Origin of the sequence: Stenotrophomonas sp. MMGLT7 (assembly GCF_021168555.1) — a bacterium.
Classification (GTDB): Bacteria; Pseudomonadota; Gammaproteobacteria; order Xanthomonadales; family Xanthomonadaceae; genus MMGLT7.
In genome coordinates this window covers 79,809-102,888 of sequence record NZ_JAJOZS010000004.1, presented here as the reverse complement: position 1 = coordinate 102,888, position 23,080 = coordinate 79,809, and the positions used below count along the sequence as shown (strand labels likewise).

General features: G+C 69.9%; 19 protein-coding genes and 1 pseudogene. 12 read left to right on the top strand and 8 right to left on the bottom strand.

What is annotated here, in order from left to right:
- Window positions 1-422: 422 nt before the first annotated feature.
- Together LRX76_RS07220 and LRX76_RS07215 are read right to left on the bottom strand one after the other, a co-directional pair.
- Window positions 423-1,145 (bottom strand): SGNH/GDSL hydrolase family protein, encoded by a 723-nt coding sequence (locus LRX76_RS07220; RefSeq protein WP_231803561.1) that lies wholly within the window; start codon window positions 1,143-1,145, stop codon window positions 423-425.
- Between the two features lie 281 nt (window positions 1,146-1,426).
- Window positions 1,427-4,336 carry an autotransporter domain-containing protein gene (locus LRX76_RS07215; RefSeq protein WP_231803559.1) on the bottom strand — a complete coding sequence of 970 codons (2,910 nt, stop codon included), beginning with the start codon at window positions 4,334-4,336 and terminating at the stop codon, window positions 1,427-1,429.
- A 428-nt stretch (window positions 4,337-4,764) separates the two neighbouring features.
- Between LRX76_RS07215 and LRX76_RS07210 the strand changes: the two genes are divergently transcribed.
- The 12 genes from LRX76_RS07210 (at window position 4,765) to LRX76_RS07155 (ending at window position 15,472) form a co-directional block, all read left to right on the top strand.
- Window positions 4,765-5,289: a sigma-70 family RNA polymerase sigma factor gene (locus tag LRX76_RS07210; protein WP_331716760.1), complete on the top strand. Its 525-nt coding sequence runs from the start codon at window positions 4,765-4,767 to the stop codon at window positions 5,287-5,289.
- The gene (locus tag LRX76_RS07205) at window positions 5,286-6,272 is read left to right on the top strand and encodes a FecR domain-containing protein (protein WP_231803557.1); all 987 of its coding nucleotides are present in this window, start codon (window positions 5,286-5,288) and stop codon (window positions 6,270-6,272) included. Before LRX76_RS07210 ends, LRX76_RS07205 begins: the two co-directional genes overlap by 4 nt.
- 146 nt (window positions 6,273-6,418) lie before the next feature.
- Window positions 6,419-9,166, top strand: a complete 2,748-nt coding sequence (locus LRX76_RS07200) for a TonB-dependent receptor (protein ID WP_231803555.1) — start codon at window positions 6,419-6,421, stop codon at window positions 9,164-9,166.
- 255 nt (window positions 9,167-9,421) lie between these two features.
- On the top strand, window positions 9,422-9,802 hold the full coding sequence (locus LRX76_RS07195; protein WP_231803553.1) for a diacylglycerol kinase: 381 nt from the start codon (window positions 9,422-9,424) through the stop codon (window positions 9,800-9,802).
- Between the two features lie 41 nt (window positions 9,803-9,843).
- A complete protein-coding gene (locus LRX76_RS07190; protein WP_231803551.1) occupies window positions 9,844-10,593 on the top strand; it encodes a TerC family protein in 750 nt (249 codons plus the stop codon).
- 90 nt (window positions 10,594-10,683) lie between these two features.
- Complete coding sequence (locus tag LRX76_RS07185; RefSeq protein WP_231803549.1) at window positions 10,684-11,301, top strand: LemA family protein; 618 nt, start codon at window positions 10,684-10,686, stop codon at window positions 11,299-11,301.
- A 5-nt stretch (window positions 11,302-11,306) separates the two neighbouring features.
- A complete protein-coding gene (locus tag LRX76_RS07180) occupies window positions 11,307-11,681 on the top strand; it encodes a hypothetical protein (protein ID WP_231803547.1) in 375 nt (124 codons plus the stop codon).
- Entirely contained in the window at window positions 11,681-12,586 is a 906-nt protein-coding gene (locus tag LRX76_RS07175; protein ID WP_231803545.1) for a TPM domain-containing protein, read from the top strand. The genes LRX76_RS07180 and LRX76_RS07175 overlap by 1 nt, the downstream gene beginning before the upstream one ends.
- Window positions 12,586-13,077 (top strand): TPM domain-containing protein, encoded by a 492-nt coding sequence (locus LRX76_RS07170; protein WP_231803543.1) that lies wholly within the window; start codon window positions 12,586-12,588, stop codon window positions 13,075-13,077. The genes LRX76_RS07175 and LRX76_RS07170 overlap by 1 nt, the downstream gene beginning before the upstream one ends.
- Window positions 13,078-13,147: 70 nt before the next feature.
- A complete protein-coding gene (lgt, locus tag LRX76_RS07165) occupies window positions 13,148-14,023 on the top strand; it encodes a prolipoprotein diacylglyceryl transferase (protein WP_231803541.1) in 876 nt (291 codons plus the stop codon).
- Between the two features lie 22 nt (window positions 14,024-14,045).
- The gene (locus LRX76_RS07160; RefSeq protein ID WP_231803539.1) at window positions 14,046-14,840 is read left to right on the top strand and encodes a thymidylate synthase; all 795 of its coding nucleotides are present in this window, start codon (window positions 14,046-14,048) and stop codon (window positions 14,838-14,840) included.
- 119 nt (window positions 14,841-14,959) lie between these two features.
- Window positions 14,960-15,472: a dihydrofolate reductase gene (locus LRX76_RS07155; protein WP_231803923.1), complete on the top strand. Its 513-nt coding sequence runs from the start codon at window positions 14,960-14,962 to the stop codon at window positions 15,470-15,472.
- Window positions 15,473-15,967: 495 nt separating this feature from the next.
- On the opposite strand, the pseudogene LRX76_RS07150 reads toward LRX76_RS07155, so the two are convergent.
- The 6 genes and pseudogenes from LRX76_RS07150 to lptD all read right to left on the bottom strand — a co-directional run.
- Window positions 15,968-16,795, bottom strand: a pseudogene (locus LRX76_RS07150) (symmetrical bis(5'-nucleosyl)-tetraphosphatase); the annotation flags it as partial.
- A 13-nt stretch (window positions 16,796-16,808) separates the two neighbouring features.
- The gene (apaG, locus tag LRX76_RS07145; RefSeq protein WP_231803535.1) at window positions 16,809-17,192 is read right to left on the bottom strand and encodes a Co2+/Mg2+ efflux protein ApaG; all 384 of its coding nucleotides are present in this window, start codon (window positions 17,190-17,192) and stop codon (window positions 16,809-16,811) included.
- Between the two features lie 85 nt (window positions 17,193-17,277).
- Window positions 17,278-18,072 carry a 16S rRNA (adenine(1518)-N(6)/adenine(1519)-N(6))-dimethyltransferase RsmA gene (gene rsmA / locus LRX76_RS07140; RefSeq protein ID WP_231803533.1) on the bottom strand — a complete coding sequence of 265 codons (795 nt, stop codon included), beginning with the start codon at window positions 18,070-18,072 and terminating at the stop codon, window positions 17,278-17,280.
- A 153-nt stretch (window positions 18,073-18,225) separates the two neighbouring features.
- Window positions 18,226-19,209, bottom strand: a complete 984-nt coding sequence (pdxA, locus tag LRX76_RS07135) for a 4-hydroxythreonine-4-phosphate dehydrogenase PdxA (RefSeq protein WP_231803531.1) — start codon at window positions 19,207-19,209, stop codon at window positions 18,226-18,228.
- Between the two features lie 2 nt (window positions 19,210-19,211).
- Entirely contained in the window at window positions 19,212-20,588 is a 1,377-nt protein-coding gene (locus LRX76_RS07130; protein ID WP_231803530.1) for a peptidylprolyl isomerase, read from the bottom strand.
- Complete coding sequence (lptD, locus tag LRX76_RS07125) at window positions 20,585-23,038, bottom strand: LPS-assembly protein LptD (protein WP_231803528.1); 2,454 nt, start codon at window positions 23,036-23,038, stop codon at window positions 20,585-20,587. The genes LRX76_RS07130 and lptD overlap by 4 nt, the downstream gene beginning before the upstream one ends.
- Window positions 23,039-23,080: the final 42 nt, after the last annotated feature.

The window sequence follows — 23,080 nt, the reverse complement described above, 5'->3', positions numbered from 1 at the left end:
GAGCAAAGACTTTTGATCTTGCTGGCGCAATAGCTGTTTTAGTCTCTCGCGGCAAGCAACAAAGGTAGAGGCAACGACAAAGTCAAAGGCTTTCGCCCTGACGGGCGAGCCACCTTTCTTTGCTCGTGCAAAGAAACGTGGCCCAAAGAAAGCACGCCCTGCCTACGCGCCTTCCGCGCTTACGCGCTCCAGGTCCGCTCCGCCAGCGGGAATTCGCGGAAGGGGCATCCTGCCCCTGCCGCCCCTGCGGGGTTTTACCCACTGGCTCCGCCGCTACGGAAGGGAGCCGGTAGGTCAAAAGCAAGAGCAACGGCAAGAGCACCCCTACCCAGCCCTCCCTTGCGCTTTGCGCAAGGGAGGGAGTGGAGCGGCAAGAGCGGCAGCGACGACGTACATGCGGCGTTGCCCGCGTTGAATCGAAGTTACCGCTGCAGATACGGCGCGACCAGATCGCGCCACAGTGCGTAGCCGGCCGGGGTCATGTGCAGCCGGTCGGGGCCGAACAGTTCCGGTCGCGGCTGGCCGTCGGCGCCGAGCATCGGCGTGTAGACGTCGACGAACTCGACGTTCTCCAGTGGAGCGATTGCCTGCCGGATCAGCCGGTTGGACTCGACCACCGCCGGCATCAGCCCGGCGCGCGCCGGGCTGGGCTTGATCGACAGGTAGACGATGCGAGTTTCCGGCAGGTCGCGGCGCACGCGCTGGACGAAGGCGACGACGTCGTCGCGGACCTGCTGCGGGCTGCGGCCGGCCTCCAGGTCGTTGTCGCCGGCGTAGAAGACGACGGTTCGCGGGGCGTAGGGCACCACGATGCGGTCGGCGTACCAGGTGCTGTCGCGGACCTGCGAGCCGCCGAAGCCGCGGTTGATGACGTCGGTGCCGGGGAAGTCGCTGGCCAGCGATTCCCAGAAGCGGATCGAGGAGCTGCCGACGAACAGCACGCCGCCCTTGGCCGGAGGATGCGTGGCATCGCGCGCGGCGAACGCGTCCATGTCCTGCGCCCAGCCGGCGCTGGACACCTGCTCGGGAACACGGGGGCCGGCCGTGGACGCGGCCCACGCCGGGGTGGCCGCCAGCCAGGCTGCCAGTGCCAGTGCACGCACGAACTTGTTCACTTGGAATCTCCTTGCGATGAAAGCGCGCATGGTGCCGCAAACGGCGGCGCTATTGCAGGCGGCAGTGCGTCGTCTGCGTAAAAAGGCGCCAAGGAGCGGCCCGGTCGGCCTCGGAATGCGACGTCCGGCAGCGCTGCACGGGCCGCCGCCGCCCCGGCGCGCAGCAGGCCCGGCTCACCGGCCATCGTGGCGGCGACCATCGACGTGAGCAGGCCGCGGCTTCCGCCGGCGAACTGTGTCCGCACATCGCGAACAGCCAAAAAAAGGGGCGGCCGAAGCCGCCCGAAGGTCTTGCTGCGGGAATGGGTGCCTCAGAACCGGTACGACAGCCCCATGGCGATGCCGTGCTGGACCTGTCGTGCCGAGCGCTCGCCGACGTAGTCGATCAGGACCGACAGCCGCTCGGAAGCATGGCTGGTCAGGCCCAGGTTCCACTTGACGAAGCTGCTGCCGGCATCCTGCCCGACCGCCAGGAAGCCCAGCGAGGGATCGGCACTGAAGGCCGGACGGAACACGCCTTCGCGGTCGCGGAACTCGTGCTGCCACAGCAGCTTGGCATGCGGCGTCCAGGTCTCGCCGTTGGCGGTGCGGTAGCTCTTGAACACCTGGATGCCGACGCCGCCGCGCAGGCTCTCGTAGGCGTCCAGGCGGCCCTGCAGCGGCGCCGAGCCGCCGGCCTTCTCGCGGATGTGCTCGCCGGAGAGCTTGACGTAGTCGACTACCGGCAGCAGCGGCTGCCAGGTGGCGCCGCCGGCGGTGGTGAAGCTCAGGGCGTGCTCGAGGCCCAGCGACACGGCGTCGCCGCCATAGCTGGCGCGGTTGGGCGCCTCCAGCCCGTCGATGCCGTCGATGCGGCGGCGGGTGTCGTGGTCGAGGTCGGTGTAGCGCGCGCTGGCGGCGACGAAGCCGCGGCCATAGTCCCAGTCCAGGTACGCGCTGGCGTCGATCGCATCGACATCGGCATGGAAGCCGCCTTGCTTGGCCGACATCGAGCCGAAGCCGAGCGCGGCGCCGAACAGCAGGTTGCCGGCCTCGCTGCGGCGGTCGGCACCCAGCATCAGGCCGCTGGCGTTGTAGTTCATCCGCGCCACGTCGCCCTGGCGGTCGCTGTGGCCAGTGCGGCCGAAGCCGCGCACCCAGAAGCGGGTGTCGCCGGCGCTGCCGGCCGCGTCCTCGGCCGGGCCGTCGGCCAGGTAGCGGACGATGCCGGGCAGGGCGGCCGCGATGCCGTTGGCGTTGAGGCCGTTGCCGAAGCTGGCCGGGGACAGGGCGGTGGCGGCATTGGCGCGGTCGCCGCCGGTGCCGCGCACGCTCAGCCGGTGCTGGTCGAGCACGTCGCCGAACTGGCCTGCCAGAGCCAGGTCGGCGCTGCGCAGGCTGGCATGGCCGTCGCCGCGCAGGGCGCCCGCCTGCGACCGGGCCACGTCGGCATCGGCGAACTGCAGTGCGCCCAGCAGCGGCGCCAGCGGCGTGCCTTCCTGGTAGGAGGCGGTGCGCAGGGCCTCGCCCAGGCCGGCGCCGGCGCGGCTGCCGGCGAAGATCGAGGTGTCCTCGAACGCCGGGTTGGCGACCAGCGTGATCGCATCGTCGGTCTGCACCACGTTGAACGACAGCAGCGAGTTCCGGAAGGGGTGGAACACCTGCTGCGAGGCGTCCAGCGTGCTCAGGTCGATGCGGGTGCCGGCGTCAGCGGCGCTGACCACGTACTGGAACCTGCCTTCGATGAACGGCACCGTGGCCGGGTCGCCCAGCTCGCCGAAGCCGAAGCAGTAGACGAAGCTGTAGTCGGTGCACAGGCCCTGGCCGGGGTCGTCGATCACGCTGCTGTCCACCGCGGTGCCGACCAGCGGGATCGCCTGGCCGCCGCGGTAGAAGCCGGTGGCCACGTTGAGCGCCAGCGTGCTGCCGTCGTAGATGCGCATCTGCCCGCGGCTGGTCTCCGGGAAGATCAGGTAGGCGAAGCCGATGTCGTTGAGCGTCCAGGTCTGCATCTCCCACAGCGTCACCGCCGGGGTGGTGGTCTGCGCGGTGACGTCGAACACCGCGGTGGAGCCTTCGATCAGGCCCAGCGAGCCATCGTTGTCGTAGGCGTCGCTGTAGAACGTCGGCAGCACGTGGAAGTCGCTCGGCGCGAAGGTGCCGAACACGTTGGCGATGGTGCCGGTGGCGCCGTAGCCTTCCAGCGTGGCGTCTTCCATGATCGTGGTGCGGCTGGCCAGCAGGCCGCCGCGCATGGCCACGGTGCCGCCGTTGTCGGCGAAGATGCGCTCGGCGCCGAGCACCGCGCCGCCGTCGACCAGCGTCAGAGTGCCGCCGTCGACCCAGGTCATGAAGTTGCTCGACAGCGTGTCCAGGGCCCAGTTGCCGCCCTGGCGCACGCGCACGATGCCGTAGGCGTCCTCGATGGACGGCCGGCTTAGCCCGTAGTTCGGGTTGATGTCGCCGCTCACCGCCGAGGTGACGTTCAGCGTGTCGTCGAGCGCCAGGTAGCCCTCGGTGTTGACGATGGTGTCGCTGCGGATGGTGACGTCCTCGTACACCGTGCACAGGCTGTAGTCGCCCAGCTGCCAGTCGCCGGTGGGACAGAAGCGGGTGGGTTCGCCGGTGGCCGGGTCGTGGTAGGTCAGGAAGCCCTGCGAATCCTGCAGCTGCTCGTGGGCCTGGCGGATGCGCGGCATCGCCACGGCACCCTCGGGGCCGAGCAGGCGGGCGATCAGGTCGATGTAGGGCTGCTGCTGCGGCGTGCTGACCGGCACCCCGCCCAGCGAGGCGCCGTGGTAGCCCAGTTCGGTCTTGGTGTACAGGCCGTAGGAGGGCAGGTCGAACTCGGTCAGGTGGCGCTCCACGCCGCCGGTGAAGGCCATCGCGCAGGCCGAGTAGCAGCCGCCCTGGAAGGCCGTGTCCAGGCCGTTGGCGCGGATGAACTGGGCCATGCCGGTGCCTTCCACCGCCACGCCGCCGGGCGAGTTGCGGAATACCACGGTGCTGATGGTCTTGCCGGCGGCGGTCGCGCGGGCATACAGGTCGGCCAGGGTCGCCAGGTCGCCGCTGGCGACGTCGCCGCTGGCGATGATCTGGTCGCCGCTGACGTGGAAGTCCAGCGCCTGGGCGTTGCCGGCGCAGACCAGCGACGACAGCGCCAGCGCGATGCCGGCGGCGAGCGAATGAGGGGAGGTGCGGGGAGGGACAACGGACGCCTTGCGGCGGGACGAGCATGACATGCCGGATGGAACTCCTGGACTGGCAAGACGCCACGGCCAGGCACGGCGGCCTGTCCATGGCGCGGGCTGAAAGGGCTGGGGGTGGCTGCGGTGGAATCCCTTCCAGGACCGTCCTGGTCCCCGCGCGCCACTCCCCAGGCATGAATACAAACGCAACGCAGCGGCATCCCCCTACCTGTCCGGGGAAGAAAGAATCGCTGGCGGAGGTAGGGTGGGGCGGTCCGGATGCGTTCCATAGGAGCATGACGGTCCTGCTCCTCCACTCCAGCCGGCGGCTGCCGCGACGGGCGACGCCCCGCGACGCCGGCGATGGTGCGGCCCGGTCCGCTGGGCTAGTATTGACAGCCGTATCGAAGGGCTGGATCGGCAGTCGCGTGGCCCAGAAGCATCCGTCAGACATTCCCGCGGACATCACCCCCGAAGTGGAGGTGCCAGATTCCGCCGCCGAGCCCGGTTTCGTCCGCCTGCTTGCCGAACAGCGCGAGCCGCTGCTGGCGTTCCTGCGCCGGCGCGGGGCTTCGCCCGAGGATGCGCAGGACATCGTGCAGGAGAGCATGGTCAAGCTGCTGCGCTATCGCACGCAGCCGCCCGAGGCGCTGAGGGTGCTGCTGTACCGCATCGCGCTGAACGGCTTCAGCGACCTGCTGCGCAGGAACCAGTCGCGCGGGGCGGGGCAGCATGTCAGCCTCGATGCCGAGTTCCACGAACTGCCCTCGTCCGATCCCGGGCCGGTGCAGCGGCTGGCGACCGAGCAGCAGCTGCGGCGCCTGCGCCAGGGGATCCAGTCGCTGTCGCCGCGGTGCCGGCAGGTCTACCTGCTGCATCGCGTGGAGAACATGAGCTATCCGCAGATCGCCCGTCATTGCGGGATCACGGTCAAGGCGGTGGAGAAGAACATCGGCAAGGCGCTGGCCTCGCTGCGATCGTGTCTCAAGGAGGAGAAAGGGCCATGAACCAGGCCGAATCCATTGGCGCCACCGCCATCGCACAGGCCCAGTCGTGGGTGGCGCGGCTGCGCTCGCCCGAGTGCCTGCCCGGGGAGCGTGCGGCCTTCGAGGACTGGCTGGCGCAATCGCCACTGCACGTGGAAGCCTATCTGGATGCCGAAAGCCTGCATGCGCTGGCCGGGGCGCTGGCCGACGACCCGTGGACGCGTGCCGCCGCACGGCAGCTGCGCAGCCAGCCGGTGCGCGGGCCGAAGCGCTGGCTGCCGCTGACGCTGGCGGCGATGGTGGCGGTGTTCGGGGTGGCGCTGGCCTGGCGCACCTCGCCGTGGAGTGCCGCCGGTCCGGCGCCGGTACAGTACTCGGCGGCGGTCGGCGAGGTGCGGCCGCTGCTGCTCGACGACGGCAGCCGGCTGGTGCTCGACACCGGCAGCCGGATCCGGGTGTCGCTGGGCAACGACGAGCGCCGGGTCGAGGTGCTTGGCGGACGGGTGCAGTTCGATGTCGCCGCCGATGCCGAGCGGCCGTTCCGGGTGCTGGCCGGCAGCGGCGTCATCCGCGACATCGGCACCGTGTTCCAGGTGGACAACCGCGACGGCAGGGTGCAGGTGAGCCTGCTGGCGGGCGGGCTGGAAGTGCAGCCGCAGCCCGGCGCGCGCGATACCGTGCTGCATCCGGGCCAGCGGCTGGACTACGACACGCGCGCTGTCGGCGTCCCGCAGTCGCTGGACGTGGATGCCGCCCAGGGCTGGCCGCGCGGCCAACTGGTGTTCAAGGAGCGCCCGCTGGAGCAGCTGCTGGCGGAAATGAACCGCTATTCGAAGGTGCAACTGGAACTGGGCGACGCCTCGCTGCGCGGGATCACCGTCAGCGGCGTGTTCGCGGTGGACGACCAGCAGGGGTTGCTTGAGACGCTGCGGCAAGGATGGTCGCTGCAGGGCACGGCCATCGGCCAGGACAGGATCGTGCTTCGCCGTCTGCATGATCGATGATCGCGGGTGTTGCAAGGCCGCGCCGCGGCGGCGCTGAGGCCGGCCTGCAACGCACTTGCGGTCATCGCGCGGTGCTGGCGGCGGCCGCGGCCCTTGCGGCGGTCGCGCCGCTGACTTGGACGTCGCCGGCGCGAGCCGGGGCGCCGGTGGCGACAGCGGCAGCGGTGCCGTTCGATATCGGCGGCGGCGCGCTGGACCCGGCGCTGAGGCGTTGGGCGCGCCAGGCCGGCATGCAGATCATGTATGCGCCGGAACTGGTGGCGGGCCGGCGCGTCCATTCCCTGCGTGCCAGGCTGGCACCGGCCCAGGCCCTGCAGCAGTTGTTGCAGGGCACCGGGCTCGCTGCGGTGAAGGTCAATGCCAACACCTACATCCTGCGCCGGCAGGAGCCCGAACGGCCGGCCAGGTCCAGGACCATGCCCGTCGCCGCCGCCGAACCCCCGATGACCGAACTGCCGGCGGTGTACATCACCGGCTCGCACATCCCGCGGCTGGGCCTGCTGGGCTCCTCGCCGCTGACGATCGTCAGCCGCGAGCAGATCGAGTCCAGCGGCTACTCGTCGCTGTTCGACCTGCTGCGCGTGCAGCCGGGAATGAACGGCCATCATCCGGTCGACGTGTCCAGCGAAAGCGGCATGTCCTACGTGCCCACCGGCGCGGCGGCCGCGGTCAGCCTGTCCTCGCTCGGCCCGCGGGCGACGCTTTACCTGGTCGATGGCCGGCGCATCGCCAGCTACGGCATGGTTTCCTCGGAACTGGGCGCGCTCAGCGATCTCAACAGCATCCCGCTGAGCCTGGTGGAACGGGTGGAGATCATGCGCGGCGGCGCCTCGGCGATCTACGGCGCCGATGCCATGGCCGGCGTGGTCAACATCGTGCTGCGCCACGACTACGAGGGCAGCGAGGTGGCGCTGCGCCACGGCATCTCCAGCCGCGGCGACGCCGCGCAGCATCGGCTGTCGGTGCTTTCCGGCTTCCAGGCCGGCGCCGGGCACGTGCTGCTCAGTGCCGACCGCGTGCAGCGGCAGGCCCTGTCCGGCGACCGTCGCAGCTGGCGCAGCTACGACCGCAGCGGCGACGGGCTGCTCGACCTGCGCATGCCGCTGGGCGCGTCCGTCGATGGCGCCATCGCCGCCTGGCCCTACTGCCGCGCACCGCAGTTGCAGCCCGATGGCCGCTGCATGCTCGATTCGGCGCGCTACGGCAGCCTGCAGCCGCAGACCGAGAGCACTGCGGCCTATGCCGCCTACCAGCGGCCGCTGGCCGGCGGCATCGACCTGCACGCCAGCCTGCGTCTGACCGATGTGCGCCAGCGCCTGCTCAGTGCCCCGACCTACGGATACCTGGCGCTGCCCGACGCACCGTCGGGCGAGCACTTCCCCGACGGCAACTACGCCTTCCTGGAGCTGGGTCCGGTGCGCAGCCGCAGCCATGCACGCAGCGACGATCTTTCGCTCGGCGTGGCCGGCGCACTGGACGATTGGAACTGGACGCTGGACATGTCGTGGAGCCGCAACGAGGTGGACAACCGCATCACCGGCACGGTCGACATCGCGGCGCTGGTGGCGGCGACCGCGCAGGGGCGCTTTCGCCCCGGCCAGGACATCTTGCCGGCCGGCGTTCGCAACGAGATCTCGCCCATGCTCGCCACCGGCGGTCAGGCCCGCCAGCGCGTGTTCTCCGCGCGGCTCGATGGCCCGCTGCTGGCCCTGCCGCACGGCGACCTGCAGCTGGCGATGGGCGCGGAGGCGCGCAACGAATCGCTGTACAGCCGTCCCGGCAGCCTGCTGCGGGAAGGCCAGGTGGCATTGTCCGACAGCTATTCCAGCCACGACCTCTCGCGCGATACCGCGTCCTTGTACGCCGAGTTCAGCCTGCCGCTGCACCGGCGCCTGCTCGCCGATGCGGCGTGGCGCCTGGACCGCAGTGCCGGCTATGCGGCGCGGCTGTCGCCCAAGTTCGGCCTGCAATGGCTGCTGGGCGAGCATCTGACCCTGCGCGGCACCTATGGCGGTGGCTACCGGGCGCCGACGCTGTACGAGCTGCGGCGTCCTCCCGGCTACACGAACGACTACGGCATCGCCTGGAACCCTCCCGCGGCCGATGCCTGCCGCTGGCAGTTCAGCGAGCAGACCTGCCTGGTCAAGGTCCAGACCAGCGAGAACGCCGCGCTGAAGCCGGAGACCTCGCGCAGCCACACCTTCGGCGTCGTCTGGGACCCGGGGACGGGCCTGCAGCTGGCAGTGGACCGCCACCGCGTCGTGCGCCGGCACGAGATCGTCATCGCCGATGCGCTGTCCAACCTGCAGGTGTATCCCGACGCATGGCGGCTCGACCACGACGGGCGCATCTATGCGGTGGATATCCGACTGGCCAATGCCGGCCTCACCGAACTCGATGCCTGGAGCCTGGATGCCAACTGGCGCTCCGCGGCCACGGACTGGGGACGGTTCGAGTTCAGGCTCTCCGGGTACTACCTGAAATCGCTGCGGCGGCAGGCCTGGCCGGGAGCGCCGGCGATCGAGCACGCCGGCTTCGAGCAGCCTCGCGGCAGCGGCCTGGGTTCGGCGCAGTGGCGCTATGGCGACTGGACGACCACGCTGGACCTGCGCCACGTCGGCCGCCTGCGTGCCTGGCGCGCAGGCGAGAGCTGTCCCGACTACAAGGTCGCCGCAGGCCGTTGCCGCACGCCCGGATACCTGCTGCCGGGGCTGGACGTGGCCTATCGCGGCTTCGAGCGCTGGGTGCTGGCACTGCACGTGGCCAACCTCACCGACCGCGCGCCGGTGGACTACCAGGAAACCGACGGCGGCTACCGCATCGGCAGCGACGATCCGTTCGGCCGCTACTTCACCTTCAGCGCCACCTACCGCTTCGACAGCCGCGCGCACTGACCGGTTTCGCCGCGACGGTGCGCCGCGGCGGGCATGCGCAGGCGGTGTGGCGGGAGACCCTATGCTTCGGGAAGCGGCCATGCCGCATGCGTCGGGGGATGCAGTCCTGCCGTGCAACGGATGCCCGCGTTTCGGCGACGATCGGCCCGTTGTGGCAAAATTCGCCGCATAACCCCGATCTGCGGCACTCCCCCCTCATGAACCTTCCCGCCGGATCCGACCTGTCCGTGCCGGTGCCCGTGCCAACGACCCGGCATGGCTGACGAGACCGGCCACCGGCCCCGTGGCCTGCGCCGCATGCTCATGGCCACGCAGTGGTCCTGGCAGGGCCTGCGCGCCGCCTGGCATCACGAATCCTCGTTCCGCCTGGAGGGCTACCTGTCGCTGCTGCTGGTGCCGCTGGGACTGTGGCTGGGCCAGGGAGCGGTGGAGAAGGTGCTGCTGGTCGGCTCGCTGCTGCTGGTGCTGGCCGTGGAGCTGCTCAACTCGGCGATCGAGGCGCTGATCGAGCGCTACGGCGCAGAGTGGAACGAGCTGGCCGGGCGCGCCAAGGACATGGGCTCGGCGGCCGTGTTCGTGCTGCTGCTCAACGCGGCCCTGTGCTGGGGCCTGATCGTGGTCCCGCGGCTGTTCTGAGCGCCGCCCCCAATTCGCTTACGCAATAAGGATCCAACCCGATGTCCTTCGAATTCCTGGCCGACCCCAATGTCTGGCTGACCCTGTTCACCCTGGCCGCGCTGGAGATCGTGCTCGGCGTGGACAACCTGGTGTTCATCTCGATCGCGGTGAGCAAACTGCCCGAGCATCGCCGTCCGCTGGCGCGCCGGGTCGGCATCGCCGTGGCCTGCTGCACCCGCATCGCGCTGCTGGTGTCGCTGGCCTACCTGGCGCACATGCAGCGCGACCTGTTCCACGTCGGCGGCATGGGCATCTCGGTACGCGACCTGGTGCTGATCGTCGGCGGCGTGTTCCTGCTGATCAAGGGCGCCGGCGAGATCCGCGAGCTGATCACCGGCGGCGATGATGCCGATCCCACCACCGGCAAGGCCTCGGGCGTGTTCGGCGTGGTGATCGCTCAGATCGCGGTCATCGACATCGTGTTCTCGCTGGACTCGGTGATCACCGCGGTCGGCATCGCCGACCACATCCCGGTCATGGTCGCCGCGATCCTGGTGGCGGTGGCGGTGATGCTGCTGGCGGCCAATCCGCTGGGCAACTTCATCGACCGCAACCCCACGGTCAAGATGCTGGCGCTGGCCTTCATCCTGCTGATCGGCGTGGTGCTGGTGCTGGACGGTCTCGACATCCACGTCGACAAGGCCTACATCTACACCGCGATGGGCTTCTCGGTGCTGGTCGAGGTGCTGAACCTGCTGATGCGCCGCCGTGCCGCGGCCAAGGGCGTGCCCGGCGCCGGCCAGTGGTGAGGATCGGGTGGGCGAGGGCCATCGGCATCGCCCGTTGACACCGGTCGTGGCATGCTTGCGCTCCCGTTTCCCCTGCGCCGGAGCTGTCCCATGCGCCTGCTGTCCCGTTCCCTGATCATCGCCGCCCTCGTCGCGTTGCTGTCCGGCTGTGGCTACAACGCCATCCAGCAGAAGGACGAGGCGGTCAAGGCCGGCTGGTCTGAGGTGCTCAACCAGTACCAGCGCCGCTACGACCTGATCCCCAACCTGGTCAACACGGTCAAGGGCTACGCCCAGCACGAGCAGCAGGTGCTCACGCAGGTCACCGAAGCGCGTTCGCGGGTCGGCCAGATCCAGGTCAATGCCGAGGACGCCAACTCGCTGCAGCAGTTCCAGCAGGCCCAGGGCGAGCTGGGCAGTGCGCTGCAGCGGCTGCTGGTGGTCAGCGAGAACTATCCCCAGCTCAAGGCCGACCAGTCCTTCCGCGACCTGCAGGCACAGCTGGAAGGCACCGAGAACCGCATCACCGTTGCGCGCGGCCGCTACATCCAGGCGGTACAGGACTACAACACCTACATCCGCCAGTTCCCGCAGTTGATCACCGCCAAGATCACCGGCGCCAAGGAGAAGCCGAACTTCAGCGTGGCCAACGAGGCCGAGGTCTCGCGCGCGCCGACGGTCGATTTCGGCAGCCCGCAGCCGCAGCAGGCGCCAGCGCCGGGCAATTGACCGGCATGACCCTCTTGCAGCAGTTGCTGTTCGGTGTGGGAATCGGCCTATTCATGGCCTTTGCCGCGCTGTTGCTGGTCGAGGATGCAAGGTACAGGCCATGGCGGATGTTGCTCGGTGGCGGCCTGGGTGGTTTGGGCGGTGTGTTCGTCGGTCCGTGGGCTGCGCTATCGGGATTGCTGGTGGGCTCCGTGCTGGCCTGGTCGCGCTGGATCGGGCCCGTCGGCCGCCTCGTGATCTCGATTTTGGCGGCTGGCTCCGCAGGGCTTGGCGGATCCGCCCGTCGTTCGAGGCGGCACAGCCGTCCGCGCAACCGGCCAAAGGGATGGTTCGGCGGCGGCGGGCGCAGCGGAGGCGGTGGTGCCTCGGGGAGGTGGTAATGCGGCATCGGATGATGCGTTTCCTGCTGGCCGTGACATGTCTGTGTCTGCTGGCGTCTGCTAGCGTTGCCTGGGCGCAACAGCTGGCCGCCATCCCGGCGCTCGATTCGCCGGTGATCGACACCACCGGCACCCTGGACCAGGCGCAGAAGCAGCAGCTGGTGCAGCAGGCGCTGGAACTGCAGCAGCGCAAGGGCAGCCAGCTGCAGGTGCTGATCGTGCCCAGCACCGAACCGGAGACCATCGAGGAGTACACCCAGCGGGTGTTCGATGGGTGGAAGCTGGGCCGCAAGGGCGTGGACGATGCGGTGATCCTGGTGGTGGCCAAGGACGACCGCCGCGTGCGCATCCAGCCCGGCTACGGCCTGGAGGGCGCCATTCCCGATGCCATCGCCAACCGCATCATCTCCGAGTACCTGGTGCCGAAGTTCCGCGCCGGCGACTACGGCGGCGGCGTGATCGACGCCACTGCCGTGCTGGCCAGGCTGATCGAGGGCGAGCCCCTGCCCGAGCCGGTCAGCGCGCATCGATCCGGCGACAGCCCCCCGGCGCCGGTCGGCTGGTTGGTTGCACTGTTCGCGGGCTTCGTCGCGGCGATGTTCGCGCGGACCGTTTTCGCCCGCGTGCCGCGGCCGCTGCGGGCGCTGCTGACCGCCGGCGCCGCCGGCGCCGCCGCGCTGGTGATGACCTCGCTGCTGTTCGCCAGCCTCGGCGCCGGCCTGCTCGGCCTGCTGCTGGGCCTGGTCTCGGTGTCGCCGGGCCGCTTCGCCAACCATGGTGGCTGGGGTGGTGGCGGTTGGGGCGGTGGCGGGTTTGGCGGGGGTGGTGGCTTCGGCGGCGGTGGCGGCGGCTGGGGCGGCGGCGGTGGCATGTCGGGAGGCGGTGGCGCCTCGGGGAGCTGGTGATGCGCTGGTTACGCCATGTGTTCGCGCCCTCGGCGCGCAAGCTGTTCCCGCCGGCACGCATGGACCGCATCGCCGCGGCCATCGTCGAGGGCGAGCGCCGCCACGGCGGCGAGGTGATGTTCGCGATCGAGGAAGAGCTGTCGCTGGCGGCGCTGTGGCAGCGCACCTCGCCGCGCGATCGCGCGCTGCATGCCTTCGCGGTGCTGCGCACCTGGGATACGCGGGCCAACAACGGCGTGCTGATCTACCTGCTGCTCGCCGACCACGCCATCGAGATCGTCGCCGACCGCGGCCTGGACGGGAAGGTGACCGCGGCGCAGTGGCACGAGGTCTGCCGGCGCATGCAGGAGCGCATGCGCGCCGGCGATCCGGAGCAGGCCGCCATCGGCGGCATCGAGGCGGTGTCGGAACTGCTGGCCGAGCACTTCCCGCCGGGCCCGGATACGCCCGAACAGGACGAGTTGCCGAACCGTCCGCAGCTGCTCGGTTGATGGCGGCTCAGGTCATCGCGGGCCGGGGATGTCAGAATAGCGGCCCCGCCCCCGGGCCGACGCCTCGCACATGATCCATCTCCACCAGATCGACCCCATCGCCTTCTCGCTCGGTCCGGTGCAGGTGCACTGGTACGGCCTGATGTACCTGCTGGCCTTCCTCTCGGCCTGGTGGCTGGGGCGCCTGCGCATCGGCGCCGGCCGCCTGCCCGGGGTGACGATGGACGGCTTCTCCGACCTGCTGTTCTATTCCATGCTCGGCGTGGTGCTGGGCGGGCGCATCGGCTACATGCTGTTCTATGCCTTCGGCGAGCTGGTGGCGAACCCGCTGGTGCTGTTCAAGGTGTGGGAGGGCGGCATGAGCTTCCACGGCGGGCTGATCGGCGTGCTGGTCGCCGCGGCCTGGTGGACCCGCAAACACCGGCTGCACTTCTTCGACGTAATGGACTTCATCGCCCCGCTGGTGCCGCTGGGGCTGGGCTTCGGCCGCCTGGGCAACTACATCGGCGGCGAGCTGTGGGGCAAGTTCACCCATGCCGGCTGGGGCATCATCTTCCCGCACGCGCCGGAACTGGCCGATCTGCCGCCGGAGCAGCTGCAGTCCCTGTATGCGCAGGGCCTGCTCGACCGCTTCGCCCGCCATCCCTCGCAGCTGTACGAAGCGCTGCTGGAAGGGCTGGTGCTGTTCGCGGTGCTGTGGGTCTATTCGCTCAGGCCGCGCCACCGCTACGCGGTGTCCGGGCTGTTCGCGCTGCTGTACGGGGTGTTCCGCTTCCTGGTCGAATTCGTGCGAGTGCCCGACAACGGCCTCTACGTCGCCTTCGGCTGGCTCACCCGCGGGCAGATCCTGAGCACGCCGCTGATCGTGCTCGGCCTGGCGCTGCTGGCGCTGTCGCGGCGCGCGCCGGTGCTGCAGCCGCAGCCTGCCGTGGAGGCCGCCAGGTGAAGCCCTTCGCCGGAGGCGAACCATGAAGCAATACCTCGACCTGCTGCGCCACGTGCTCGAGCACGGCGCCGAGAAGTCCGACCGCACCGGTACCGGCACGCGCAGCGTGTTCGGCTGGCAGATGCGCTTCGACCTCAACGACGGCTTCCCGCTGGTCACCACCAAGAAGCTGCACCTGCGCTCGATCATCCACGAGCTGCTGTGGTTCCTGGCCGGCGATACCAACATCGGCTACCTGAAGGACAACAAGGTCGGCATCTGGGACGAGTGGGCCGATGCCAACGGCGACCTCGGGCCGGTCTACGGCAAGCAATGGCGGCGCTGGACCGGCCCGGACGGCCGGCAGATCGACCAGATGCAGTGGCTGGTCGACGAGATCAAGCGCAATCCCGACTCGCGCCGGCTGGTGGTCAGCGCCTGGAACGTGGCCGAGCTGCCGCAGATGGCGCTGATGCCGTGCCACTCGCTGTTCCAGTTCTACGTGGTCGACGGCAGGCTCAGCTGCCAGCTGTACCAGCGCAGCGGCGACATCTTCCTCGGCGTGCCGTTCAACATCGCCAGCTACGCGCTGCTCACCCACATGGTGGCGCAGGCCACCGGGCTGGGCGTGGGCGACTTCGTGCACACCCTGGGCGATGCGCACCTGTACTCGAACCACTTCGAGCAGGCCCGCGAGCAGCTGGCGCGCACCCCGCGCGCGCTGCCGACGCTGCGGCTCAACCCCGAGGTGAAGGACCTGTTCGCCTTCGCATACGACGACATCGCCATCGAAGGCTACGACCCGTACCCGGCCATCAAGGCGCCGGTGGCGGTGTGAGGAGCGGGGATTCGGGATTGGGGATTTGGGATGGCCAGCCTGCGGCTTTCCAAAAGCGGTCGGGAAAGCGGCGCGGCGAGGGCGGAGAACCATCGACGGAAGCCGTTGGCGAATCCCCAATCCCCAATCCCGAATCCCGGCTCATCCTGATCGCCGCGCTCGACCGCCGCAACGCCATCGGCCGTGGCAACGACCTGCCGTGGCGCCTGCCCGACGACCTCAAGCGGTTCAAGGCGTTGACCCTGGGCAAGCCGGTGCTGATGGGGCGCCGGACCGCCGAATCGCTGGGGCGGGCGCTGCCGGGGCGGCTCAACCTGGTGCTCACCCGTTCCGGGCGGGTGCCGTTCGACGGCATGCAGGCGGTGGCGAGCCTGGAGCAGGCGCGGGCGCTGGCCGCGGCGGCCGCTGCGCGGGAGCTGTGCGTGATCGGCGGCGGCGAGATCTATGCCCTGGCGCTGCCGCAGGCCGACGTGCTGCACCTAACCCACGTCGATACCGTGGTGGACGGAGCCGATGCGCATTTCCCCGCGTTCGATCCTGCGCAGTGGCAGGTGACGCAGCGGCAGCCGCATGCGGCCGACGCGCGGCACGCGTTCGCCTTCGAGTTCGTCGATTACCAGCGCCGCGCGTAATGGGTGGGGCGCCGTCCCCAGGCTCCGTGCGGCCGCATCCGCGAGCGCGTCAGGCCTGAAGGGCGGGCCCAGGCCCGCGCCATGCTTGTTGCCAGTCGCGGGTGGCGAAGGTCTCGCCAGGCCTGGAGGGCGCCGCCCCTGGATGGGCGGCCTGCCGTGATCAGGCATGTTCCGACCGGGCCACAGATGGCGAGTCGGAGAATCCCGGTAACCCTTCAGGCGTAGGCTCTCGCCGTTGCCGGGAAAGCGGTTTTCCTCGGTTCCGTTTCTTCTGGCGCTTTGCAAAAGGACGAACCCGGCCGCGCAGCGGACGGAGGCCTTTGCTTCCTGCCTTCGCAATGGCCCGATACGCCCCGCAACTCCGACCACCACGCAGGTCGGCCGCGTGGGGCCGACCTACGATTTCGAGGCTGGGCCGGGGGGCGGCGGGCTTGCCGGTCCGCGCTGCGGAGGCCTGCCGGAGCGGCGGCGTCTGGGCGGCCGCGGCGGCTGCGGCGGGCCCTGCACCTCGCGGCCGGGAACCTGCACCACGCGCAGTTCCTCGCTGTCGAGCTGCAGCGCGGTGAGCTTGCCGCCCCACACCGCGCCGGTGTCGATGCCATGCACGCCCTGGGTGATGGTCAGCCCCAGCGATGACCAGTGGCCGAACACGATCTTCAGGTCGCGCTCGACCCGGCCGGGCACCTCGTACCACGGGTACAGGCCCTGCGCCTGGGTGCCGGGCGTGCCCTTGTCCTCCATGCCGATGCGCCCGCGCGGGGTGCAATAGCGCATGCGGGTGAAGAAGTTGATGATCGCGCGCGCGCGGTCGTAGCCGGTCAGCGCCGGCGACCATGCCGGCTTGTCGCCGTACATGTTGCGCATCAGCTTGCGGTAGCCGTTGCCGTGCAGCAGGTGCTCGATCTCGCGGGCATGCTTCTCGGCCAGCTGCGTGGTCCACTTCGGCGCCAGCCCGGCATGCACCATCATCCAGCCCAGCTCGCGGTCCACGTGCACCAGCTTGCGCAGGCGCAGCCAGTCCAGCAGCTCGTCGCGGTCCTCGGCCAGCACCACGCGCAGCAGGTCCGGGTTGACCTTGCGCTGTTCCTCTTCCGAGCGCGCGCCGATGGCCAGCAGCGACAGGTCGTGGTTGCCCAGCACCACCTCGCTGCAGGCGTCCAGCGAACGCACCAGCCGCAGCGTCTCCAGCGACTGCCCGCCGCGGTTGACCAGGTCGCCGCAGAACCACAGCCGGTCGGCCGCCGGGTCGAAGTTGATCTTCTCCAGCAGCCGCTGGGTGATGTCGTAGCAGCCCTGCAGGTCGCCGATGGCCCACACGCTCATGGCCTGCGCTCCATCAGTGCAGCGTCCGGGGGAGGGTCAGCACGAACGGCGGCACCGGCGCCGGGAATACGGTGCCGTCGTCGGCCTGCATGTCGTAGTGGCCCTGCATGCTGCCATGGTCGGTCTCCAGCAGCACGCCGGAGGAATAGCGGAAGGCCTCGCCCGGGCGCAGCCGCGGCTGCTCGCCGACCACGCCCTCGCCGTCGACCCGCTCGATGCGGCCGTTGCCGTGGTCGATGCGCCAGTGGCGCGACAGCAGCCGCGCCGGGACGTCGCCGTGGTTGCGGATGTCGACGGTGTAGGCGAAGGCATAGCGGCCCTGCTCGGGTTCGGATTGTTCTTCCAGGAAGCGTGGGGAGACTTCCACGTCGATCCGGTAGCGGGGCTCATCGTCCATTGCGACAGTTTAGGGCGCGCGCGCGGCCGCGGACAGATGTCCGCGCGCATTCGTTGGCCGCGGTACCGCCGAAGACGCGCGCGGGCTAGCCTGGCGCATTGGCCAGGCGCACGAACTCGGCCACCTCCAGCTGTTCGGCGCGCGCGTCCGGGCGTACCCCGGCAAGCTCGAACTGGCGCGCATCGCAGACATTGTGCAGGGCGTTGCGCAGGGTCTTGCGGCGCTGGCCGAAGGCGGCGCGCACCACGTCGGCAAAGCGCCTGGGGTCGTCGATGCCGACGCCGGCCGGATCGCGCGGCACCAGCCGCACCACCGCCGAGTCGACCTTCGGCGGCGGCCGGAACGCGCCTGGCGGCACCACGAACAGCGACGTGACCTCGCACCAGGCCTGCAGCATCACGCTCAGGCGGCCGTAGACCTTGCTGCCGGGCGCGGCGGCCATGCGGTCCACCACCTCCTTCTGCAGCATGAAGTGCATGTCGGCGACGACGCCGGCGTGCTGCAGCGCGTGGAACAGGATCGGCGAGGAGATGTTGTAGGGCAGGTTGCCGACCAGGCGGATGCGGCGGCCGGCGGCCAGTTCGGTGAAGTCCACCGACAGCACGTCGCGGTGCACGATGGTGAGCCGGCCCAGCGGTTCGGCCGCGGCGGCGAGCGGGCCGACCAGGTCGCGGTCGAACTCGATCACGGTCAGTTCCGGGTGCTCGCGCAGCAGTGGCAGGGTGATCGCGCCCTGGCCGGGACCGATCTCCACCAGCGTGTCGCCGGGCTTGGGATTGATCGCCCGCACGATGCGGTCGATGTAGTGGCGATCGGCAAGGAAGTGCTGGCCGAGCGATTTCTTGGCCGGCGCGGAGAAGCCTGGGGAGGAGCGGTTCATCGACGCATTTTACAGGAGCGGCGGGGGCTGCCCCTGGCGCTTGCGCCGTGTTGTAGGAGCGACTTCAGTCGCGATGGGGCTTGCCCGGGAAAGCCCCATTGCGACTGAAGTCGCTCCTGCGGCGTTCCTGCAGGGCGATCCCACGGGGAGCTGCTACGAAGGCGGGTTGGCTCTCGCCGCCGCCAACCGGGTACACAGTGCCGCGGCGGCGAACAGGCTCGACGGATCGGCGATGCCGCGCCCGGCCAGGTCGAGCGCGGTGCCGTGGTCCACCGCCACGCGCGGGTAGGGCAGGCCCAGGGTGATGTTGACCGCCTGCTCGAAGCCGCTGTACTTGAGCACCGGCAGGCCCTGGTCGTGGTACATCGCCACCACCGCGTCGAAGCCGTCCAGCTTCCGCGGCAGGAACGCGGTGTCGGCCGGCAGCGGCCCGACCAGCTGCATGCCCTCGCCGCGCAGGCGCTCGAGCACCGGGATGATCGTGTCCAGTTCCTCGCGGCCGAGATGGCCGTCCTCGCCGGCATGCGGGTTCAGCCCCAGCACCGCCAGCCGCGGCCGTTCGATGCCGAAGTCGCGGCGCATGGCGGCATCGACGATGCGCAGGCAGCGCACCAGCGCCTGCGCGGTGATCGCGTCGGCGACCGCGCGCAGCGGCAGGTGGGTGGTGACCAGGGCGACGCGGACGATGTCGTTGGCGAGCATCATCACCACCTCGCAGCCGGCATCGCGCGCCAGCAGTTCGGTGGTGCCGGTATAGGCGATGCCGCCCTGGTTGATCACCGCCTTGTGTACCGGCCCGGTCACCAGTCCGTGCAGCCGGCCCTGCCGGCAGGCTGCGGCCGCCAGCTGCAGCGCGCCGGTCACGGCGCGGGCGTTGGCGGGGTCGGGATGGCCGAATTCGACCGGCGCGGCGTTGGCCACTTCATGCACCGGCAGGTCGCCTGCGCGGGTGGCGGGGCGGTCGGGCGGCAGCAGCCGCAGTGGCAGCGACAGCGCGGCCGCTGCGGCCTGCAGGGTGGCCGGGTCGCCGAAGGCGACCAGCCGGCGCGATGGATCGGGACGCTGGACGAGCCGGACGCACAGCTCCGGCCCGATGCCCGCCGGCTCGCCCGGTACCAGCGCGAGCGAGGGGATCATGCTCAGTTCTGCGGCTGGGTATCCGCCGGCGCGGCCTCCGGCGCCGGGGTCGCCGAGGCGTCGCCATCTGCGCGGTCGCCGCTGCGGAAGCTGACATAGGCCTCGCCACGCAGTTCCTGCAGGAAGCGGTTGTATTCCTCTTCCAGCTTGCGGCGGCCGATGGTCTCGCGGATCTGGGCGCGCTTGCTTTCGTCGGTGACGTCGGTCTGGCGCGTGCCCACGCGCTGCACGATGTGCCAGCCGGCGTCGGTGCGGAACGGCTGCGACACCGCGCCGTCGTCGATGCCTTCCACCTGGCGGCCGAAGTCCGGGCCGAAGGCGTCTGCAGGGAACCAGCCCAGGTCGCCGCCCTGGCCGCGGCTGTTGGTGTCCTCGGAGGACTCGCGCGCCACTTCCTGGAAGTCGGCGCCGCCGGCGATGCGGGCGCGCAAGGTGTCGATCTTGGCCTTGGCGGCGGCATCGTCCTGCTGGTCGCCGATCCGCACCAGGATGTGGCGGGCGTGGTACTCGGTGACCGTGCGGGTCTCGCCGGAGGCGCTGGCGTCGCGGACCTCGACCAGCTTGAGCAGCTGGAAGCCGCTGGGGCCGCGCAGCGGGCCGACCACCTGGCCGGCCTGCATGCCGCTGATCAGCTGCGCGAACGCGTTGGGGATCTCGTCCAGGCTGCGCCAGCCCAGGTCGCCGCCTTCCAGCGCGTTGGGGCTGTCGGAGTAGCGCACCGCGGCGGCGGAGAAGTCCAGCTCGCCCTTGTCCAGCAGGTTCTTGATGCCCTCGACCTTCTGCTGGCCGGTGGCGATCTGCTCGGCGGTGGCGCCTTCGGGCAGGCCGACCAGGATGTGCGCCAGGTGGTACTGGGCGCCGGAGGTGGCCTGCTGCGTCAGCGCGGCGTCGACCTCGCCCTCGCTGACCACGATGCGGCTCTGCGCGAAGCTCTGGCGCAGGCGCTGGACGGTGATCTCGTCGCGCACCGAGCTGCGGAAATCGTCGAACGACATGCCGTCGCGGGCCAGCTGCTGGCGCAGGCCGTCAACGGTGGTGTTGTTCTGCTGGGCGATGCCGGCGATGGCACGGTTGAGCTCCTCGTCGCCGACGCGGATGCCGCTGCCCTCGGCGCGCGCCACCTGCAGCTTGACCAGGACCAGGCGCTCGAGCACCTGGCGTTGCAGCACGTTGTCCGGCGGCAGCTGGTTCTCGCGGCCGGCGTACTGGGCCTTGACGTTGTGGACGGCGCGGTCGAGCTCGCTTTGCAGCACCACGTCCTCATCCACCACGGCGGCGATACGGTCCAGCGGCTGGGTGGTCTGCGCGTGGGCCGGAACGGCGGCCACGGCGGTGAACGCCATCAATGCGGCGAGAAGAACGGGGAGGATTTTGGTCATGGAATCAGGTTCGGATCGTAGTCGTCCGGATCGGTCGAGGTGTTGCTCGGAGGGACGAGATAGAGGTCGTCTCGGTTGTAGCCGAGAATAGCACGGCGCAAAGTGCGGTCCGTGTCCTGTCCGGCCGAGCCCAGGCCCTTGAGCACGAACTCCAGCTGGAACGAATTGTTCAGGTCGCCCTGGCGGTTGCGCACGTAGCGGCGCACCAGTGCGCGCACCGCCAGGCAGCAGCTGTCCCACTGCACGCCGGCGATGGCCTCCAGCGGCTTGCTGTCCATGATCGAGTAGTAGTAGCGGCCGACCACGCTCCAGCTGGGGTTGATCGGGTACAGGAACGAGAGGTCGGCCTGCTCGAGCTGGTCGTCGCCGGTGGACGGGTTGCGGCGGTAGCGGTAGGACAGGTTGACGATGCCGTCGTTGGACATCAGGTAGCGTGCGCGCACGCTGGCCAGGTCTTCCCGGCGATAGCGCGGGTTCCACTGGTAGCTGGTGCCCAGCGACCAGCGGTCGTTGATCATGTAGTTGGCGTCGACGACCCAGGCCGACTTGCCCTGGCCGATGATGTTGTCGTTGTCGTTGCCGCTCTCGTTGCCGGTGTCGCTGTTGCTGAGGTTGACCCGCGAGTCTTCGAAATAGGTGATCTGGCCGAGGCTGACCGAGAGCTTCTCGCGGCCGTCGTCCTGGCGCAGCAGGCGCGAGGTCAGCGCCAGCGTCATCTGGTTGGCATCGTTCTGGCGGTCGGCGCCGGTGTAGCGGCTGTCGCGGAACAGCTGGCCCCAGCTGAAGGTGAAGGCGCGGGTGTCGAACAGCGGCAGGTCGCTCTGGTCGCGGTACGGGGTGTACAGGTAGAACAGCCGCGGCTCCAGCGTGTGCAGGTAGGACGTGCCGCCGATGGTGGTCTCGCGGTCGAAGAACAGGCCGGCGTCGACGCTGGCGATGGGCAGGCTGCGGGTGGGGGTGCGGTTGCCGCCGAGGGAGTCGGCCAGCTCCTTGTCCAGCTGGTAGGCGGTGTAGCGCCACGCCAGGGTGGGCGTCAGGAACCAGGCCGCGCCGGACAGCGGCATGGAGACATAGGGCTTCACGTCCAGGCGCGAGCCGCCGTAGTAGCGGGTCACATCGCCGGTGCGTTCCCAGTCGCCGTCCTCGGTCTGGTACACCGGGTAGGCGTCGTCGTGGGTGAAGCGCACCGCCTCGGCGTAGACGCCGGCCTCGAACCAGCGGCCGAACGGCTGGTCCCAGGTGAAGTAGGCCCGCGGCTGGCGGTTGTAGGCCAGCGAGGACTTGTCCAGGGTGTAGTCGGTGAGCTGCCAGCGGTCGGCCATCAGCCCGGCGGTCCAGTTCCTGCCGGTGCCGTAGATGCCGACCGTGCTCTGGATGCTGGACGAGGAGGACAAGCCGTTGAGGCGGCTGGAGAAGTCCTCCACGTAGCGGGTGTCGCTGACCCAGCGCAGGCTGGCGCGCGCCTGCCAGTGCGAGTCGATGTTGTGGTAGCCGTCGTAGCCCAGGCTGCCGCGGTCGCGGTCGCGCAGCTTGTCGTTGGGCATGTAGGTGGTGGTCAGTTCGCCGCGGCCGCCGTCGTACAGGTAGCGGAACTCGTTGCCGAGCATGAAGCCGCGCTTGCTCATGTAGCGCGGGTACAGGGTGTCGTCGTAGTTCGGCGCCAGGTTCAGGTAGATCGGCTGGGTGTAGTCGAAGCCGTTGCGCCCGGAGATGCTCAGCTGCGGGTACAGCAGGCCGGTGACGCGGCGGTCGTCGATCGGGAACTTGAACCAGGGCGCGTACAGCACCGGCACCTTGCCGATGCGGATCACCGCGTTGCGCGCGGTGCCGAAGCCCTCGTCGTTGTCGACGTCGATCTCGTTGGCGTGCAGCTTCCAGATCTGCTGCGACGGGTCGCAGGTGGTGTAGGTGGAGGTGTGCATCTGCCCGATCGCGCCCTGCAGGTCGATCGAGTCGGCGCCGCCGTTGCCGCGGCGGTCCACCAGCTGGTAGCGGATGTTGGTGATCTTGTGGGTGTCGGTTTCCTGGTTGCCCTCGGCGCGGTCGGCGAGGATGCGGATCGAGGAATCCTGGTAGCGCACGTTGCCCTGCGCCACGTAGTTGCCCGAGTCGGTGTCGAACCTGAGGTCGTCGGTGCCCAGGAACTGGTCGCCGCGCTTGAGCGCGACGTTGCCCTGGTACTGCGGCACCACGGTGGTGCCGGAGAGCTGGTCGCCCTCGATGTCGGTGGGCAGCTGGTTGCGCTCGGCGGCGGCCTTGGGATCGGCGGCGGGAGCGTCGTCGAAGCCCGGAAGCGTGTCGCCCACCGGGCACAGTCCCCAGTTCAGGGGCTTGTCGGCAGCCATGGCCGGCATACAGATGGCGATGCCGAGCGGCAACGGCAGCAGGCGGAGGACTCTTCGCACGCGGATAGGGAGGCTGAGCGGAAAACGGCCGCTAGCTTGCCCCATTGGCCGCATACGGGCAATGAAGAGGCGCAGCCGGGTGCGGGC

Excerpts from the sequence above, each read along its gene's own strand:
- LRX76_RS07215 (WP_231803559.1), bottom strand. The coding sequence starts at position 4,336 with ATGTCATGCTCGTCCCGCCGCAAGGCGTCCGTTGTCCCTCCCCGCACC.
- rsmA (WP_231803533.1), bottom strand. The coding sequence starts at position 18,072 with ATGAACCGCTCCTCCCCAGGCTTCTCCGCGCCGGCCAAGAAATCGCTC.
- lgt (WP_231803541.1), top strand. The coding sequence starts at position 13,148 with ATGATCCATCTCCACCAGATCGACCCCATCGCCTTCTCGCTCGGTCCG.
- apaG (WP_231803535.1), bottom strand. The coding sequence starts at position 17,192 with ATGGACGATGAGCCCCGCTACCGGATCGACGTGGAAGTCTCCCCACGC.
- LRX76_RS07180 (WP_231803547.1), top strand. The coding sequence starts at position 11,307 with ATGACCCTCTTGCAGCAGTTGCTGTTCGGTGTGGGAATCGGCCTATTC.
- LRX76_RS07130 (WP_231803530.1), bottom strand. The coding sequence starts at position 20,588 with ATGACCAAAATCCTCCCCGTTCTTCTCGCCGCATTGATGGCGTTCACC.
- LRX76_RS07185 (WP_231803549.1), top strand. The coding sequence starts at position 10,684 with ATGCGCCTGCTGTCCCGTTCCCTGATCATCGCCGCCCTCGTCGCGTTG.
- pdxA (WP_231803531.1), bottom strand. The coding sequence starts at position 19,209 with ATGATCCCCTCGCTCGCGCTGGTACCGGGCGAGCCGGCGGGCATCGGG.
- LRX76_RS07205 (WP_231803557.1), top strand. The coding sequence starts at position 5,286 with ATGAACCAGGCCGAATCCATTGGCGCCACCGCCATCGCACAGGCCCAG.
- LRX76_RS07160 (WP_231803539.1), top strand. The coding sequence starts at position 14,046 with ATGAAGCAATACCTCGACCTGCTGCGCCACGTGCTCGAGCACGGCGCC.
- LRX76_RS07190 (WP_231803551.1), top strand. The coding sequence starts at position 9,844 with ATGTCCTTCGAATTCCTGGCCGACCCCAATGTCTGGCTGACCCTGTTC.
- LRX76_RS07170 (WP_231803543.1), top strand. The coding sequence starts at position 12,586 with ATGCGCTGGTTACGCCATGTGTTCGCGCCCTCGGCGCGCAAGCTGTTC.
- LRX76_RS07220 (WP_231803561.1), bottom strand. The coding sequence starts at position 1,145 with ATGCGCGCTTTCATCGCAAGGAGATTCCAAGTGAACAAGTTCGTGCGT.
- LRX76_RS07195 (WP_231803553.1), top strand. The coding sequence starts at position 9,422 with ATGGCTGACGAGACCGGCCACCGGCCCCGTGGCCTGCGCCGCATGCTC.
- lptD (WP_231803528.1), bottom strand. The coding sequence starts at position 23,038 with ATGGGGCAAGCTAGCGGCCGTTTTCCGCTCAGCCTCCCTATCCGCGTG.
- LRX76_RS07175 (WP_231803545.1), top strand. The coding sequence starts at position 11,681 with ATGCGGCATCGGATGATGCGTTTCCTGCTGGCCGTGACATGTCTGTGT.